This window comes from Spiractinospora alimapuensis, from assembly GCF_018437505.1.
GTDB classification, from domain to species: domain Bacteria; phylum Actinomycetota; class Actinomycetes; order Streptosporangiales; family Streptosporangiaceae; genus Spiractinospora; species Spiractinospora alimapuensis.
This window is the reverse complement of record NZ_CP072467.1, coordinates 2,116,413-2,133,996: the sequence shown is the minus strand read 5'-3', so window position 1 is coordinate 2,133,996 and position 17,584 is coordinate 2,116,413. Positions and strand designations below refer to the sequence as shown.

The window sequence follows — 17,584 nt, the reverse complement described above, 5'->3', positions numbered from 1 at the left end:
GTTTCTAGAACCACTGACTGGACAGGAACTCGACGAGCAGTGGCGCGAGGATGAGCGTCACGACGCCCACGAGGAACGCGACGACGTATCTCCGCCACGGTGTGCGCTGCTGTCCCCCCTGAGACGCCTCAGTGGGGCCCGCGGTTCCCCGCGCGACGTTCACCGGGCCGCTCATGCGGGACTGGTGTACCTCCGCCGGGGGATCCGTACTCGTCGCTCGCGCGGTGGATCCCACCGCACCCTCAGAGCTTAGCGAGGGTCGGGGACCGGTGAGTTTGGAAAGGTCCAATGTCGTCGGTGTGGCGTCGGACGTGTCCCAGCCCGCCGCCACGGCGCGCAGCTTGTCGACCAGTTCCGGGCCGCGCAGCCGGGTGCTCGGATCCCGCCGCAACAGTCCCTCGAGGACGGGGGCGAGTGGCCCGGCGAGCTGGACCGGATCGGGGTCCTCCGACATCGGGGCCAGTAGTTGCGCGGCGGGATTGCCACGGTTGTAGGGGTTGCGGCCCTCGACGGAAAAGTACAAGGTGGCGCCGAGCGACCACAGGTCGGATTCGGGCCGCATGCGTTCCCCGGCCATCCGTTCGGGGGCCACGTACCCGGGGGCGCCGGGCAACTTGCCGGTGATGGTGAGTTTGGCTTCACCCTCCCGGGTCGCGATCCCGAAGTCGGTCAGGATCGCGTGGTCCTGGGGGCCGAGGAGGACGTTCGCCGGTTTCACGTCGCGATGCAGGACACCCGCCGAGTGTGCCGCCTCCAGCGCGGACACCAACTGCTCACCGATGGCCGCGACCCGGCGTGGTTCGAGCGGCCCGTCCTCCTCGATCACGCGGTCAAGTCCACGGCCGAGGATCAGCTCCATGACCAGCCACGGCTGTTCGTGTTCTTGGACGATGTCGTGGAGGCGGATCACGGAGGGATGGCTGAGTCCGGCGCAGATGCGTCCCTCGCGCACGGTGCGCTCCAGCAGCTCCGCACGTCGTTCGGGGGTGACGTCCTCGGGGAGACGGACCTCCTTCACGGCCACCTGCCGACCGAGCATCGTGTCGTTGGCGCGCCACACCGTACCCATGCCGCCTCGGCCGATCGCCTCGATCAGCTCATAGCGCCCAGCGAGGACACGTGTTGCCATATCCACCGACCATAGCGGCTGTTCGTGCCGCGCAAAACGTATGGTCCCCAAGGAGCCCGCCCGGCTGGCCCCACGCCCGGGTGGGACCATCCGGGCGGCTAGTCGGCCTCTTCGTTCAACCGGTCGACAGCGGCCGCCGCAAGGTCCGTCGCGGCGGTGACCGCCTCATTGACCGGGATCGACTCGGTGGTGTCCGCGCTGCGCGCCGCGTCGTAGCAGACCCGGAGGTACACGTTGTCGCTGCGCGTGCCCACACATCCCACGCTGTTGAGATCGTCGTACCAGGACGCGGCCTCGTCACCCACCCCGTCGACGGGCTCGCCGCCGTAGTCCTGGACTTCCTGGTCGAGGTCCCGCGCGGCCGCCTCGGCGCCCGTGTCCCAGCCGGTGTCCTCACTGCGGATCAACTGGAGGGAGACGTAGGTGTCGACGTCGCCATTGGTCGCGGTGGTTCGCCACTCGCAGTAACGCTCGGACCAGGTGTCGTACTCGTTGGCCGTGTCCTCGTCCAGTTCGGCGGCGGGGGCCAGATCCCGCATCGCGGAGGTCTCGGCCGTCTCGCACGGTGGCGCCTCGGGCGCGGTCGCCTGGGGGGCCTGGTCGGTCTCGGTCGGGGGTGGCTCCTCGGGCGAGTCGCCGGCCCCCAGGTTGGACACGACGAAGGCGGCCCCCACCACGAGCAGAACGAGGAAGATGACGGCCGAGCCGCCCACGATGAAGGCGAACGGTGCGCCACGTCCCCGGGAGGGCGGCGGTGGGGGCGGGGGAGGCGCGGCCTGCCAGGACCCTCCGGGGGGTGTGGGCGGGCCGCCGGTGACCACCGGGTAGGGGGTGTCGTACGGGGGAGAGGGATACCCGCCCGCGGCCATCGCGTTGGTCGCGTCCGGCTGTGGGGCGTGCCGCGCGGTGGGGTCGAACTCCGCCAGCCGCGCCATCGCCTCATCCGAACTCGGCCGAGCCGAGGGGTCACGGTCCAGAAGTTCCGAAAGGAGCGGCCACAACGGTAGCGACCGGTCCGGTGCGTCGGGGTCGGAGGTCGCGGGGGCGAGCGCGGTCGCGGTCGGGGTCTCCCGGTCGTAGGCGGGGCGGCCTTCGGCGATGTAGTACAGGGTGGCGCCCAGGGCCCACAGGTCGGACTCCGGGCGGGCGGTGCGCTCACTGAGCTGCTCGGGTGCGAGGTAGCCCGGCGTGCCGATCAGGCCGCCTTCCTGAGTCAGCCGACTGTCGCCCTCCAGGGTGGCGATCCCGAAGTCGGTGAGGATCGCCTGGCCGTCGGCGCGGAGCATGATGTTGCTCGGCTTGATGTCCCGATGCAGGACGCCGGCCGCGTGCGCGTGGCGCAGCGCGTCCAGGGCCTGGACGCCGATGTCGGCCACCTGCTCCAGGGGCATCGGGCCGTCCTCGGACACGACCGAGTTGAGCCCACGCCCGTCGATGAGCTCCATCACGACCCACGGGCGGCCATCCTCCTGGATGACGTCGTGGACCGTGACGATCGCCGGATGGTTCAGGCGCGCGCAGATCCGCGCCTCCCGCAGTTGGCGTTCGATCAGCGCGGCACGCTCGGCCGGATCGAGTCCGTCGGGGACGCGGACCTCTTTCACCGCGACACGCCGGTCCAACGTCTCGTCGTGACCGAGCCAGACGGTGCCCATACCGCCCTTGCCTATCGCCTGGACGAGCCGATAGCGCTCGGCAAGCAGTCGGGGAGTCACAAATCTGACCATAGCGCTTCTGGGAGGTCTGGTGGCCCAGCGCCGTCACAGACCATCGAGCGCGGCCATGACCTCGGGGCCGAGTTGGTCGATTGTCTCCCGCGTCACATAGAGATCCCGGTCGGGGCCCTCACCGATCTGCGTGGCCACGCTCTCGGCCAGGGCGCGTTGACCGTCGGCCGTGGGGTGGAAGGTACTGCGGTCGACCGAGACACCGAGGGAGTCACCTCGCTCGAACAGCACGCCGTTGACCCACGCCGAGTCGGTGCCCACCTCGTGGCCCTGGAACGCGTTCGTGACCTCGACGTACTCGACGCTGCCCACACCGTTGTCATCGGCGAGTTCCGCGTCCGCCTCGGCGACGGCGTCGCGCAGCTCGTCGTTGAAGACGTCGACCATGTCGTTCAGCCAGACCTGGTCCTCGGCGCTGAGCGTGTAGTACATGCCCGACGGGTCGCTGGGGAAGATGCGCGGGTAGCCGACGACGAGGAGGCGCGCGTCCGGCGCGCGATCGCGCGCTTCGGTGAGGAGGCCGTCGAACGTCGTGTCGAAGAACTCGGCGCGGCGCTGCTCGATCTCCCCCTGCTGACCAGTGCAGGCGTCTCGGTCCAGGAAGGGGACGCGCACCATGCACGACGTCATCACGTCGGTGAACCCGAGGTCGTTGCCGCCGACCCCCACGGTGACGAGGGACGTCAGTTCGGTGATCTCGCCGAACTGTTCGGCGTCGGGGTCGGAGACGATGGTGCTGCCACGCGTCCCGCTGCACGCGGCGACGGACAGCCCGCCGCTGAAGGCGTAGCGTCCCACGAGCTGCTGCGGGTAGGCGTTGGCGGACCGGTAGCACTCCTCGTCGCGTGGGGTCGCCGAGGTGTAGTCGTCGGCGCCGTCGCCGGAGGAGTAGGAGTCACCCAGGGCGGCGTAGTGTCCCCAGGTCGCGGCCTCCGACGGATCCACCTGGATCAGGGGGTCGGGTTCGCGTTCCTGGGGGCTCGACTGTGTCGGCAGTTCGCAACCGATCCCCGTGAGGTCACACAACCACTGCCCGATCGCCCCGCGGGTGACCGGAACCGCCGCGAGTACGACGACGATCGCGACAGTGCCCGCCACCGCGGCGATGATGACACGACCTCGACGAATCCGCGTGCCTTCCCCCACGCCCCACCTCCTCCTCTAAAGGTAACGACACGGTAAAGGTATCCGAGATGTCCTTGACCGAACCTCCCAGTTTCCGGATAAGTCGCTGTGATTTATCTGGGAGGTGGGGTGAGGGTGGGCGGTTCCTCGTCCGTCCTGGAGCGGATAGGCGCGTGCGGGCGGCCTCCGTCCGCTGGTCACGCCGAGGACTCCACGTCACGGGACGCACCCGATCCAGGGGTGTGATGGAGGCACCGGACCGTGGCCGCGACCGTGGGGCTGTGGTTTGCTGGGGTGCTGGAGGCCACTTCCGGAGGACGGCAGGCCTCCCGCGGAACGTCCCAAAAGGCGTCCGTAGGCGTATGTCAGGAAGGCGAGACGATGTCGGCGACGACCCCACCGGTGCTCTGGCAGCCCGACGAACGGCGCGAAGCGCGAGCGCAGATCACCGCGTTCACCGACTGGGTGCGGACGAATCGAACGGAAATCGGCGCTGACTACGACGCGCTGTGGCAGTGGTCGGTTACCGACCTCGAGGGATTCTGGACCGCGATCTGGGACTACTTCGGCGTGGAGGCGGACACACCCGCGACGGCGGTGCTGCCCGACCGGTCCATGCCGGGGGCGCGGTGGTTCCCCGGAGCCCAGATCAACTTCGCCCGACACGCGTTCCGCGACCGGGACGACGCCCAGGTCGCCATTAGACACGCGTCGGAGCTACGCGAGACCGGCGAGTGGACCTGGGGCGAGCTGCGTCACCGGACGGCCGCGATCGCCGCGTCCCTGCGCCGGTGCGGTGTGGGACCCGGAGACCGCGTCGCCGCCTACCTCCCCAACATCCCCGAGGCGGTCGCGGCGTTCTACGCCTGCGCCTCCATCGGGGCGGTCTGGTCCTCCTGCTCGCCCGACTTCGGTGTGCGCAGCGTGGTGGACCGGTTCGCCCAGATCGAGCCGAAGGTACTGCTCGCCGTGGACGGCTACCGGTACGGCGGCAAGGACTTCGACCGGCGCGACGTGCTCGCGGAACTCCGAGAGCACATGCCCAGCCTGGAGCACGTCGTCGTCCTCGACTATCTCGCGTCCGACCCAGTGGAGGGCGCCACCTCCTGGGCGGACTTCGAGGCGGCCGGGGCGGGGGCGGAGCTCACCTTCACGCCCGTGCCCTTCGAGCACCCGCTGTGGGTCCTCTACTCTTCCGGCACCACCGGCCTGCCCAAGGCGATCGTGCACTCCCAGGGCGGGATGCTGTTGGAGCAGCTCAAGAACCTGAACCTGCACGTGGACGCGCAGGAGGACGACCGCGTCTTCTGGTTCACCACCACGGGGTGGATGATGTGGAACTTCCTGGTCAGCATCCTGCTGACGCGGGCGTCCATCGTCCTCTACGACGGGAACCCCGGCCACCCCGACCTCACCCGGTTGTGGACGTTGGCCGAGGACACCGGGGTCACGGTCTTCGGCACCAGCGCCAGCTTCATCGCCTCCTGCATGAAGGCGGACGTCGAGCCGGTTCGGGGATCAACCACCATCCGCGCCATCGGCTCGACCGGGTCGCCGCTGTCCCCTGAGGCCTTCTCCTGGCTGTACGAGAAGTTCGGCGACGACCTGTGGCTCTTCTCCACCAGCGGTGGCACGGACGTCTGTAGTTGTCTCGTCGGCGGCGTACCCACGTTGCCCGTGTACCGCGGGGAGATACAGGCACGGTCGCTCGGGATGGCCGTCGCCGCCTGGGACCCCGACGGAAAGGAACTCGTGGGCGAGGTGGGCGAGCTCGTCGTCACCCAGCCCGCGCCGTGCATGCCCATCGGCCTGTGGAACGACCCCGACATGAGTCGCTACACCGACTCCTATTTCTCCGTGTATCCCGGGGTCTGGCGACACGGCGACTGGATCGAGATCACCGAACGCGGAACGGCGATCATCTACGGACGTTCGGACTCCACCATCAACCGTGGCGGAGTCCGGATGGGTACCAGTGAGATCTACCGTGCGGTCCTCTCTCTCGAGGAGATCGTGGACGCGCTGGTCGTCGACGTTCCCACCAAGGACGGCGGGTCCCGGATCGAGCTATTCGTGGTGCTGCGCGCCGGTGACGAACTCAACGACGACATCACCCGACGCCTCGCCCGCCGGATCCGCTCTGACTGCTCGCCACGCCACGTCCCGGACGCGGTGCGAGTGATCGCCGAGGTACCCCGCACCCTCTCCGGGAAGGTCCTCGAGGTCCCGGTGAAACGCATCCTCATGGGGGAGTCCGCGGAGAAGGTCGCCAGTCGCGACTCACTCGCCAACCCGGAGGCCCTGGACTTCTTCACCAGTCTGGCGCGAGAGTAGGCCGAACAGCGTCGGACACGACGGCGGAGCCCCGGGAGCGGAGGACTGGCCCATGGGACCCCTGGCGGGAGTTCGCGTCATAGAGATGGAGGGACTCGCGCCGGCCCCCTTCGGCTGCATGATGCTCGCCGACCTCGGCGCGGACGTGCTGCAGATCCGACGGGAATCCCCGGGGGGAGTCGGCGCGCCCCCTGGGCCACTGGACCGAAACCGTCGCACCGTTCGGCTCGACCTGAAGCACGCCGAGGGGCCGGCGACCGTGCGGCGCCTCGTCCGTAGCGCCGACGTGTTCGTGGAGGGATTTCGCCCAGGCGTCGCCGAACGTCTGGGCGTCGGTCCGGAGACCCTGTGTGAGGATCACTCACGCCTCATCTACGCGCGGATGACCGGCTGGGGACAGAGCGGGCCGCTGGCCCCACGCGCCGGCCATGACATCAACTACATCGGCCTCGCGGGCGCCCTCGAACCGATCGGGCGCCCGGGTGAGCGCCCGGTCCCACCACTCAACCTCCTCGGCGACTTCGCGGGAGGAGGGATGCTGTTGGTCGTGGGCGTCCTCGCGGCCCTCGTCGAACGCCAACGTTCGGGACGCGGTCAGGTGATCGACGCCGCCATGGTGGACGGGTCCGCCCTCCTCACCAGCTTCCTGCACGGCATGCACGCTCACGGGCTGTGGAACGGGGAGCGGGGAACCAACATGCTGGACGGCGGCGCCCCCTTCTACGACACCTACCGCACGTCCGATGGGCAGTTCATGGCCGTGGGGTGCATCGAACCGCGGTTCTTCGAGGAGTTCGCCCGACGCCTCGGCATCGACGACGACCCCGGGAACCGGTCACACCTGGACCCCACGCGCTGGTCCGCCCTACGGGAGCAGGTCACCGCCGCCTTCGCCCAACACACCCGTGCGCGCTGGACCGAGATCTTCGCCGACGCCGACGCCTGCGTCACGCCCGTGCTGTCCCCCTGGGAGGCCGCCGACCACCCCCACAACCAGGCGCGTTCCACCTACGTCGAAGTCGACGGAGTTCCGCAACCCGCCCCGGCTCCCCGCTTCGCCCGGACCCCCGCCCCACCCCCCACACCGCCGAACCAGGGCGACCCCGACCTCGTCCAGATCCTCGCCGAGTGGGGCCTGGGCCGCGACGAAGTCCACCATCTGCGCGACGCCGGAGCCATCAGCTGAGTCCGGGCACCCCACCACCCTTCCTTTCTCGCCCGTTCGGTTCGCGGGTGCGCCTGCGACCGTCCCACGGCCGACCCCCATGGCGAGGAATGTGGACACGCGCGTTGGGGGAGGACGAGCGCGCTGTTTTTCGGCCACCCCCGAAGGTCGCGCCGCGCACACCCCTTCCTGTCCGACGGATTCTCGCGAGTGACGCGAGTCGCGTGCCTGTGGGGCACGCTCGAAGGTTCCTCGACGGTCCACAGCGCCACGACGTCGCCTCGCCCGCCACGCCCCATCAGGAACCCCTGCGGGTGGACGAGGCATGGCGGGAGACCTGTCCGCGTGGGCGTACCTCACCCGGGACAAACCCCCCTAGAGACGCACCTACTCTTGTCGGCGTGACGGAGCTACGCGAGGGCACACGCACCGACCGGATCCCCGGGGTGGACATCGCTCGGGCACTGGCGGTGTTCGGTATGTTCACCGTCCACCTGGGGGTCGGGAGTATCGGTCTGCTCGGAGGCGGCGATCCTTCGGTGGACGGCGGCGCCGCCGAGACGTTCCACCATCTCACCCGAGGACGCTCGTCCGCGCTGTTCGCGTTCCTCGCGGGGCTCTCCCTGGCGCTCATCTCCGGGAAGGGGGAGCCCATCCGCGGTGCGCCGGCACGGACGGTCGCGTTGCGGGTGTTGGTTCGCGCCGCGATTCTGGTGTTCCTCGGGGGAATCGTCGAAATGCTCGGCACCCCCATCGCGATCATCCTTGTCTACTACGGCTTGTTCTTCGTGCTCGCGCTGCCGTTCCTCCGGCTGGGGGCGATGGGGTTGGCCGTGGCGGCCGCGACGGTCGCGGTGGTCGGTCCGCAGGTGTCCTTCCTTGTTCGTTGGGCGACGCCGCTGGGCCAACGCGAGAGCGGGGAACGCATCGCCGAACTGTGGCCCGGACCGGCCGACCTCTTCTTCACCGGCTTCTACCCGGCGTTCACGTTCATGGCCTTCGTGCTGGCGGGAATGGCCGTCGGTCGCGTCGACCTGTGGAGCACGATCAATCGCCTACGGCTGGCCGCCACCGGTGGTGGGCTGGCCGTGCTGGGGTACGGCGGCTCGTGGCTCGCGCTGTACCCGTTTGGCGGGATCGACCGGGTGGCCGTCGCCGCGTACCAGGCCTACTACAGCGTGGACGGAACGGACCGCGCGTGGGAGCCCACGGTGGACCCGGAGATGCGCCGGTGGGCGGTAGAGCAGGCCAACGGTCTGAACGGGGAGGTCCCGGTCGACACTCCGGCATGGCTCCTCGTCGCCAGCCCGCACAGCGGCACGACCTTCGAGGTCCTCGGCGCAGTGGGCACGGCACTCCTGGTGTTGACGCTGTGCCTGTTCCTGGGCGACTGGCTGGGGCGGTGGCTGTATCCCCTGGTGGCCGTCGGGTCGATGCCGTTGTCGGTCTACGTGGGGCATCTCGTGGTGATGGCGGTGCTCGGCTCCAACCCCTGGGTCGACGCCCCGTTCGAGCTCGAGTGGTACGTCCTCGGCTCGCTGATCGCGGCCGGGTTGTGGAAGATGCTCCTGGGCCGCGGCCCGCTGGAACGGATGATGGCGACGGTTTCCTCGGCCGTGCAGGACGGAACGACGTCACGCGGAGCGGCCTGACCGGGACCGGAACGGTGGAGGGGCCCGACGCCATCGGCGTCGAGCCCCTCACGTGACAGGAACGGCGGAATCCGCCGATGCCTAGCGGTCCCCCGCCGAGGACGGCTCCATCGCGCTGTCGCTCTCGGCCTCCGCCGGCACCTCCGCGGCCGGGAGCCCGAGCATCCGGTCAACGACCCGGCGGGTCGCCTGGCCGTCGGAGTGGGTGCAGAAGTCCGCGACGAAACTCGCGTATCGGTCCCGGTACTTCTCCGTGATGGCGTCCACGTCCCGGACCGCGGCGATCAGCTCGTCCGTCGTCTCCAACAGCGGCCCGGGAGCGCGCTCGGTGAAGTCGAAGTAGAAGCCACGCAGCGTGTCGCGGTAGTGCTCCAGGTCGTAGGTGTAGAACAGCATCGGCTTGCCGGAGTGGGCGTAGTCGAACGAGGCCGAGGAGTAGTCCGTGATCAACACGTCGGCGACCAGGTAGAGATCGGCGATCTCCGGGTACTTCGACACGTCCCAGATGAATCCCTGACCCGCACCGGGGACGGTGTCGACGAGCTTGGGGTGTTTGCGCACCAGCAGCACATGGTCCTCACCGAGCTCCCGCTGCGCCGCCTCCAGGTCGATCTGGAGGTCGAACTTGAAGACCCGCCGCGCGTGACGCTGGTCGTCCCGCCAGGTCGGCGCGTAGAGCAGCACCTTCTTGTCCGCGGGGATGCCCAACAGGTCCTTGGTCCGCCGCGCGATCGCGTCGCGTTCCTCGGAGTGGAAGACGTCGTTGCGCGGGTAGCCGGACTCCAGGATCTCGGTGTCACCGACGTACGCGGTCCGCATCACCTCGGTGGTGAGGGGATTGGGCGAGACGAAGAAGTCCCACTGCGCCGCGCGTTCGTGCTGCGTCTCGATGTACACCCGGTTGGCCATCTTCGTGCCGAGTAGGTCGCGGCCGAGTTTCTTCAACGGGGTTCCGTGCCAGGTCTGAACCACGGTCTGGCCCTCGCGGCGCTGGAACCACCAGCCCATCGCCACGTTGGTCACGACGTAGCGGCTGCGGCAGAGCGCCTCGTACCACTCCCGGCTCTTCCACTCCACGGGCGTGACGCCGGGTGGCAACTGGACCTGCCCGTCCTCCACTCCCCAGAGGTGCTCGTCGATCTCGATACCCCGACGCAGCAGCTCCTCGTGGATCGCGCGCGGAGAGTCCGAGAACTGGCGGCCGTGGTAGTTGTAGTAGAAGACCGTGTTACGCAGGGGCAGTTGGCGCTGCTCACGCGCGAAGTCCTCCTTCAGGCGCCGCTGGTGGTAGGAGCCGCGGTCCTCCGGACGCAGGGGAGACCCCGACGCCAGGAAGATCCGGTCCCCGAACCGGCGGTCCACGGTGAACGTGCGGGTGCTGCCCTTGTGCGGGAGCGGAAGCTGGGCGATCCTGTCGCCGCGGAGCTTCACCGGGACGTCGCTCTCCCGGCCCCAGGCCGCGCTGGGCCGTAGGGTCATGTACCACCGACCCCGGCGCAGCGGCAGGCGGGCGTCGTAGACTTGGATCGCCTCGGGGTCGATGGTGAGGGTGAACCGTCCGTCGGTGTGCTCGAAGGGCAGTTCGATCTCCTCGAACCGCTCACCGTGCCGCAGGATCAGGGTGCGTTCCTCAGGCTCCCCCGTGTAGTCACCGCAGAGCCTGAGCACCCCGTTGTTCCACTCCATCGTGTCGACCACCGCCTGGCGGACCCGGTCGTGCAGCAGGAGGCCCTGGGCCGGGGTCGCGTTCACGGCGATTTCGCGGCCGTTGGGGAGGGGAGCGACCACCGGAACGAAGCCGTCCGCGGTGACCACGCCGCTGGAGGTGCCGTCCTCCAGGGTGGCGTTCACCCGCAGGTCACGCGTCTTGCCGTCCGGTTCCGTGACGACGGCGAGGTCCTCGGTGGGAATGCGCACGGTGGCTTGGTGTCGCCCGCCCGACGCCCGCACGTCCGTCGCGGGGTACTCCGCGCTCCGGGACTCCTCCCCGTCGGAGTGTTCGACCGAGACGGAACTGAGCGGACGCGCGGTCGTGAGCTCCAGCCGGAGTCCCGAGTCGTCCGTCGCCGCGGACGTGATCTCGGCGTTCACCCGCTCCAGCGTGAAGTCCAGCGTGTTCTTGCGGAACCCGCAGACCCAGCGCATGTCGGGGGAGAGCCGGTGTGCGCAGGGGTGGCCGCTGGTCCCGATCTCGCCCTTGGTGAGCGCCCCCTTGCGAAGGCCGCCGGGGCCCATGACCGCGATGGTGAGCGTCCACTGGCCCGGCCGCAGCGTCCCGGACTCCTTGAGACGGTTCGGGTCGATCTCGATCTCGAAGCCGGCCCAGTCGTAGTTGTGCAGCGCCTGCTTGGAGTCACTGGTGGCCCGTGGCTCCCGCCGCGCGTGCAGACGGACGGGGACGCGTCGGCGCGACCCGCGCTCCCGCAACCACGCCAACCGGGACAGGCGCGGGGGGCGGGACATCGGGACGTTGCGGATGTAGGCGTAGCCACGCAACCGCAGCTTGTCGTCCACCCACGTCATGTCGGTCAGCCGGGTGACGAGCGGAAGGTCCTTCGCGGTGAGGGTCGCTGCCTCACGCGGCAGCTCCGACGCGTCCACTCCCGGAATCCGCGCCCGTGGCGTGCGCAGCCCCCGTACGTCGAACGCGGCGGCGTTGCGACGCAACGCCGTGACCACCTTGATCAGCGTGTCGGTACGGCGCTCGCGGGCGAGCTGCCACTTGATCCGCTCCAAGGGCGACAGCCGGCGGAGGAAATCCGGACCGGCGGTCTCCAGGAACGCGTCGGTATCGGCGAAGAACCGCGCACGTTCCTCCGCGTCGGCCTCGACGAACTCGCGCATGGTGCGCTGGAGATCGCGCGGGATTTCCACCTTCGGCTGTGACATGGGCGGTGTCGTCTCCTTCTCCCTGATCGCGTGCGCCATGGGGCCGCTGGGGTCGGTGCGACGGGCGTGTGCGCGCCTACTGGAGCCTCACCAGCGTCCCGTTGACCCCGATACGGTCCGACGGAGGCGGGGAGGGGCCCGCCGGGGCCGGAACGAGCCACGGTGTTCAGGAACACCTGGCCGGTTCACCTCACACCGTGGGGGAGCACCGGGGGGCTCGCCCAGGTGACGGCGTTCCTTGTACCTTAGCGCGTGCGCACGTGTGCGACGAGTCGCGATCTCCCCGGATCGTCACGTCGACGCGCGTCCTGTTCGTGTTGTTCGCTTAACGGCGGCGTCCACCCCCGCTGTGCGCGTTCCGTTCGCACACAGCCTTTCCGGTGCCCCGTGAAATCACTGTAAGGGCGGAAAGGCACGCGTGGGCATCCGTCGCCGTTCACTCCAGGCCGAGGCGTCGTGCGGCGTCGACCCAGGGAGTGGTGGTTCCACGCGGCTCGAAGCGCCGGACCTCCTGCGTCGTCGCCACCAGTCGCCGCAGGCTGGGGAGGTCGCCCAGGACGCCGCTGGCCCGCGCCTGCACCAGCACGTTGCCGATGGCGGTCGCCTCGGCCGGACCGGCGAGCACCGGAAGACCCAGCGCGTCCGCGGTGAGCTGGCAGAGAAGAGTGTTGCGTGCGCCACCCCCCACGATGTGCACCGTCCGCACGTCCCGATCCGTCAGCCGCATCGCGGTCAGCACCCCCACCCGGTGCGCCAACGCCAAGCTGTCGAGGACACAGCGGGTCACGGCGGCTCGGCTGGTCGGGACCGGCTGGTCCGTCTCCGCGCAGAAGCGGGCGATCCGTGCGGGCATCTCCCCTGGAGTGAGGAACCCGGGGTCACCGGCGTCGATCAGCGACACTCGTGGGGGCTCCGCCGCGGCGGCCCGGACCAGCGTCGGAATCTCCGACTCGTCCAGGTCCCAGTGGCGGGCGCACTCCTGCACCAACCACATTCCCATCACGTTGCGCAGGAAGCGGGTCGTCGCGTCCAACCCGAGCTCGTTGGTGAAGTTCGCGGCCCGGGCGTCCTCGGTTCGGAGCGGCGACGGGAGTTCAACTCCCACCAGAGACCAGGTTCCACAGGAGATGTAGGCGAAGTCGGGGGACAACGCCGGAACGGCGGCCACCGCCGACGCGGTGTCATGGGAGGCCACCGACGTCACGGACGTCTCCCACAGGCCGGTCTCCGCGCTGACCTCCGGCAGGAGCGGCCCGATGGTCGTCCCCGGCTCGCGCAGCGGTGCCAGGAGTTCCGGCTCCACGGCCGCGACGTCGGCCAGCCAGGGACTCCACCGACGCTCCGCGACGTCCAGCAGTCCGGTGGTGGAGGCGTTGGTGATCTCCGCTCCGACCGAGCCGGTGAGCCAGTAGGCGACGAGATCCGGTACCAGGAGCAAGGAGTCGGCGTTCCGGAGTTGCGGGGTTCCGTGCGCCGCCGCGAGCTGGAAGATCGTGTTGAACGGGAGGAACTGGGTCCCGTTGACGCCGTAGAGTTCGTCGGCTCCGACGCGGCGCACGACCTCCGACGCGACCTCCTCGGTTCTGGGATCCCGGTGGTGGTGGACGAGTCCGAGCAGCCCTCCCCGCGCGTCCAACAGTCCGTAGTCGGCGCCCCAGGCGTCGACCCCGATCGACACCGGGCCGTCCTGTCGGGCACGGGAAAGCCCGTGGAGCACGGAACGGTAGAGCCCGGTGAGGTCCCAGAAGAGGCCGTCCGGCAGCCGGACGGGCCCGTTGGGGAACCGGTGCCGCTGCGTCATCGTCAACGTCCGCGTACCGACCTCCCCGACGACGACACGGCCGCTGGACGCACCCAGGTCGACGGCGGCGAAGGAATGGGTGGAGGACACGGCGTCCCTTCCGCTCGGAGACCCCGCTTTCCACGGGGATGCCGCTGACACGGGCGTCGTGCCGGTGCCGCGGGGTTCGTCGGGTCAGCGCAGGAAGGCGGCGGGGACGCCGGCGTCCACCGGGACGTTGAGTCCCGTCGTGTGCGAGAGCTCCCCGGCCGTCAACACGAACACCGCGTTGGCGACGTGTTCGGGCAGGACCTCGCGCTTGAGCAAGGTCCTCTGTGCGTAGAACTCGCCGAGTCGTTCCTCCTCGACGCCGTAGACCTTCGCCCGTTGTGCTCCCCACCCGCCGGCGAAGATGCCGGAGTCCCGTACGACTCCGTCGGGGTTCACCCCGTTCACACGGATTTGGTGTTCCCCCAGCTCCGCCGCGAGAAGCCGGACCTGGTGCGCTTGGTCGGCCTTCGCGGCGCCGTAGGCCACGTTCCTCGGTCCGGCGAACACGCCGTTCTTGCTCGCGACGTAGACGATGTCGCCTCCCATGCCCTGCGCCACCATGATCCGGGCCGTCTCCCTGGACACCAGGAAGGAGCCGCGTGCCATCACGTCGTGCTGCAGGTCCCAGGTCGCGGCCGAGGTGTCGAGGAGGGAGTGGGAGAGGGACAGGCCCGCGTTGTTGACGACGAGGTCCACGCCGCCGAAGGCGAGCACGGCGCGTCGAAGGCCGTCGGTGATCTCCCCCTCGTTCGTGACGTCCATCCGGACGGACAGGGCGACGTCCGGACCACCGAGTTCGGCCGCGACGGTGGCGGCCGCGTCCCCGTCCTTGTCGCAGACGACGACACAGGCACCCTCGCGAGCGAGGCGTCGCGCGGTGGCCCGACCGATCCCCGATCCGCCGCCGGTGACGACAGCGACGCGGGTCGCGAGCGGTGACGGCGCGGGCATCCGACGGAGCTTGGCCTCCTCCAGGGACCAGTACTCGATCCGGAACTTCTCGGCCTCGTCGATGGGCGCGTAGGTGGAGACGGTCTCGGCTCCGCGCATGACATTGATGGCGTTGAGGTAGAACTCTCCGGCTACGCGTGCCGTCTGCTTGTTCCTGCCGAAGGAGAACATGCCGACCCCCGGAACCAGCACGATCGCGGGGTCGGCGCCCCGCATCGCGGGTGAGTCCTCGGTGGCGTGACGCTGGTAGTAGGCCGTGTACTCCTCGCGATAGGCGGCGTGGAGCGCGCGGAGGCGGTCCGTCACGTCATCGAGGGCGGCGTCGGCGGGAAGGTCGATCACCAGCGGACGCACCTTGGTGCGCAGGAAGTGGTCCGGGCAGGAGGTGCCCAGCGCGGTGAGGCGGGGGTGGGCGCTCCGGCTCAGGAAGTCCAGCACCGGGCCGGAGTCGGTGAAGTGCCCGACCTGAGGGGAGTCCGTCGACGCCAGGCCGCGGATGACGGGGAAGAGCGCCGCGGCCCGTGCGTGCCGCTCGGGTCCGGGGAGTGGTTCGAAGCCAGGGACCACCGCACCGAGCGGGTGGCCCGCGGACTCCTCGCGGGCCGCGCGGTCGGCGATGAAGCGTTCGGCCTCACGGATGATCGTCAGCGAGTTGCGTTCGCACTCCTCCGAGGTGTCACCCCATGCCGTGACTCCGTGTCCACCGAGAATGACGCCGACGGCGTCGGGGTGCTCCCGCCGGATCGTCGCGATGTCCAGCCCGAGTTGGAACCCGGGACGACGCCACGGCACCCACGCCACCCGGTCACCGAAACACTCTCGGGTCAGAGCCTCGCCGTCGGCGGCGCAGGCCAGGGCGATCCCGGAGTCCGGGTGCAGGTGATCGACATGGTTGGCGTCCACGAGGCCGTGCATCGCGGTGTCGATGGACGGGGCGGCGCCACCCCTGCCGTGCAGGCAGTGGTCGAACGCGGCCACCATCTCGTCCTCCCTGTCCACGCCCGGATAGACGTCCTGGAGAGCACGTATCCGATCCACGCGCAGGACCGCGAGTCCGGATTCGGTCAAGGTCCCGAGGTCTCCCCCCGAACCCTTGACCCACATGAGCTCCACCGGTGTACCCGTGACCGGATCGGTCTCCCGCCCCTTCGCCGACGCGTTCCCGCCCGCGTAGTTCGTGTTCCGCGGGTCGGCGCCCAGGCGGTGCGATCGTTCCAGTAGCGCGTGGACCTCGGGATGGGTCGCCATTGATCGGTCACGTCCTTTCCCCGTGTGAAGTGTGGTCCCGCCGAGTGCTCGTGTCGGCGGGTCTCGGCTCGGAGGTCACTCCAGTCGGAAATCGGCGACCCGCAGCGGCGATGCCCCCGAGCCGCCTCCGGGCTCCTGATACATGACGCTGAGCACCCCGTCGCTCTCGACGCGGGACCGGTCGACAAGCACCTCGCCGAAGGCGTTCATGTCCGAACCGTCGTGGACCATGGACCAGTCGGACCATCCCGAATCGGCGGTCGCGGCCATGATCCGGCCGTAGGGCAACACCGCGTAGGCCGTGTCGTCGGGAGTCATGACCAGCTGACTGCGTCCGAACGCGGCCAGGGGTTCAGGCAACTCTGTCTTCCGCCACGTGTCGTCCGGGCCACGCCACAGATGAAAGACACGACCGTTGTCCTCACGGTCGCCCACGAAGTCAGTGGAGCAGTGGCCGAACCGTCCCGGTCGGTAGCTGATCATGACGTGGGGGTCGCCGTGGGAGTCGGTCGCCTGCGACTCCTGGTTCATCAGGGCGTAGTCGAGTTCCAGCCGATCCACCACGTGGTTCGCGGTGTCCACCGATACCCGGGTGCTGGTTCCCGTCACGGCGGCGGTCGCGCCATCGCCGGTGTGCCAGGTACGTCCCCGATCATCGGAGTACACGTAGCCCGTGTCGTGGTTGCTCAACCCACCGGGGTGACAGAGGATGTCGCCTCCCACCGCCGTCTCCCGCCACGTGAACGCGGCGTGGAGACGACCGGCCTGGTCGTAGTGAAGCCCATGCAGGTAGGCATTGCGAGAGTCACTGACACTGCCGTTGGCGCGATACTCCCCCTCAGGAGACGTCCATCCGCCGAGGTGGGTCCACTGACCATCCGAGTACTCCGCGAGTTCCTGCGTGCCGTTCCCCGATTGGCCGGTGCGGAAGTTGAACTGCAGGTCTCCCTCGGGTGTGGGGACGAATCGTGGGTAGGTCATCGAGCCAAGGTCGAGTCCGAGGAGGTCCCGCGTGATGGGCTCGAAGCTCTCGGCGTCCCAGGCGGTGTCGCCGTCGAGCAGGTTCTCCTCTGAGCGCGTGTAGAAGATCGGATTGTTGTGGGTGTCCATCCCGACGTGCAGGCGCCCATCGTTGACCGAGATCCCCAGGGAGATGGTGTTGTGGGAGTTGTCCTGGGTGAGTTCGTGGTCGAGTTCCAGGGTCTCCCACGGTCGTGTTTCACTGTTGTCAGAGGTTGGGCGGCGCGCGAGAACGGGGCTCCGGTTCTCGGTCCACCACGCCGCGTACTGGTACCCCTCATGCGTGAGAATCCCCGACTGTTGGTACGACGCGTTGTTGACCAGCCCGTCGAAGGACACGAAGAAGATGGCGTTGTCATCCAGTGTGGTCGTACCCAGCGGTTCGATGTGGACGCCCGCGTTGGACGGTGCGCCGCTGGATTCAGGTGCGGTGTCGGCGTGCGTGGGGGGCGCCGCGAAGAACCCGAGTACGGCCGCGAGCACGCCCGCGATCGTGTGGCCGGGAAGGCGGCG

Annotated in this window: 10 protein-coding genes; 3 read left to right on the top strand and 7 right to left on the bottom strand. The window is 69.3% G+C overall.

Features of this window, described 5'->3' with window-relative positions:
• Nucleotides 1-4 precede the first annotated feature (4 nt).
• The 3 genes from J4H86_RS09735 to J4H86_RS09725 form a co-directional block, all read right to left on the bottom strand.
• The gene (locus tag J4H86_RS09735) at nt 5-1,129 is read right to left on the bottom strand and encodes a serine/threonine-protein kinase (RefSeq protein ID WP_236543185.1); all 1,125 of its coding nucleotides are present in this window, start codon (nt 1,127-1,129) and stop codon (nt 5-7) included.
• A gap of 98 nt (nt 1,130-1,227) precedes the next feature.
• The gene (locus J4H86_RS09730) at nt 1,228-2,856 is read right to left on the bottom strand and encodes a serine/threonine-protein kinase (protein ID WP_236543184.1); all 1,629 of its coding nucleotides are present in this window, start codon (nt 2,854-2,856) and stop codon (nt 1,228-1,230) included.
• Between the two features lie 33 nt (nt 2,857-2,889).
• Nucleotides 2,890-4,002, bottom strand: coding sequence for an SGNH/GDSL hydrolase family protein (locus tag J4H86_RS09725; RefSeq protein WP_236543183.1), 1,113 nt, complete (start codon nt 4,000-4,002; stop codon nt 2,890-2,892).
• Nucleotides 4,003-4,362: 360 nt separating this feature from the next.
• Between J4H86_RS09725 and J4H86_RS09720 the strand changes: the two genes are divergently transcribed.
• The 3 genes from J4H86_RS09720 to J4H86_RS09710 all read left to right on the top strand — a co-directional run bounded on the left by J4H86_RS09720 (nt 4,363) and on the right by J4H86_RS09710 (nt 9,132).
• Nucleotides 4,363-6,315 (top strand): acetoacetate--CoA ligase, encoded by a 1,953-nt coding sequence (locus tag J4H86_RS09720; RefSeq protein WP_236543182.1) that lies wholly within the window; start codon nt 4,363-4,365, stop codon nt 6,313-6,315.
• A gap of 52 nt (nt 6,316-6,367) precedes the next feature.
• Nucleotides 6,368-7,501 carry a CaiB/BaiF CoA transferase family protein gene (locus tag J4H86_RS09715; protein WP_236543181.1) on the top strand — a complete coding sequence of 378 codons (1,134 nt, stop codon included), beginning with the start codon at nt 6,368-6,370 and terminating at the stop codon, nt 7,499-7,501.
• A 380-nt stretch (nt 7,502-7,881) separates the two neighbouring features.
• On the top strand, nt 7,882-9,132 hold the full coding sequence (locus J4H86_RS09710; protein ID WP_236543180.1) for a heparan-alpha-glucosaminide N-acetyltransferase domain-containing protein: 1,251 nt from the start codon (nt 7,882-7,884) through the stop codon (nt 9,130-9,132).
• 81 nt (nt 9,133-9,213) lie between these two features.
• Here the strand turns inward: J4H86_RS09710 and J4H86_RS09705 are convergent, their stop codons facing one another.
• The 4 genes from J4H86_RS09705 to J4H86_RS09690 form a co-directional block, all read right to left on the bottom strand.
• The gene (locus J4H86_RS09705; RefSeq protein WP_236543179.1) at nt 9,214-12,021 is read right to left on the bottom strand and encodes a CDP-glycerol glycerophosphotransferase family protein; all 2,808 of its coding nucleotides are present in this window, start codon (nt 12,019-12,021) and stop codon (nt 9,214-9,216) included.
• 436 nt (nt 12,022-12,457) lie between these two features.
• Nucleotides 12,458-13,912, bottom strand: a complete 1,455-nt coding sequence (locus J4H86_RS09700) for a rhamnulokinase (protein WP_236543178.1) — start codon at nt 13,910-13,912, stop codon at nt 12,458-12,460.
• A gap of 84 nt (nt 13,913-13,996) precedes the next feature.
• Nucleotides 13,997-16,051 (bottom strand): bifunctional aldolase/short-chain dehydrogenase, encoded by a 2,055-nt coding sequence (locus J4H86_RS09695; RefSeq protein WP_236543177.1) that lies wholly within the window; start codon nt 16,049-16,051, stop codon nt 13,997-13,999.
• A 75-nt stretch (nt 16,052-16,126) separates the two neighbouring features.
• The gene (locus J4H86_RS09690; RefSeq protein ID WP_236543176.1) at nt 16,127-17,554 is read right to left on the bottom strand and encodes a BNR repeat-containing protein; all 1,428 of its coding nucleotides are present in this window, start codon (nt 17,552-17,554) and stop codon (nt 16,127-16,129) included.
• Between the last annotated feature and the right edge of the window lie 30 nt (nt 17,555-17,584).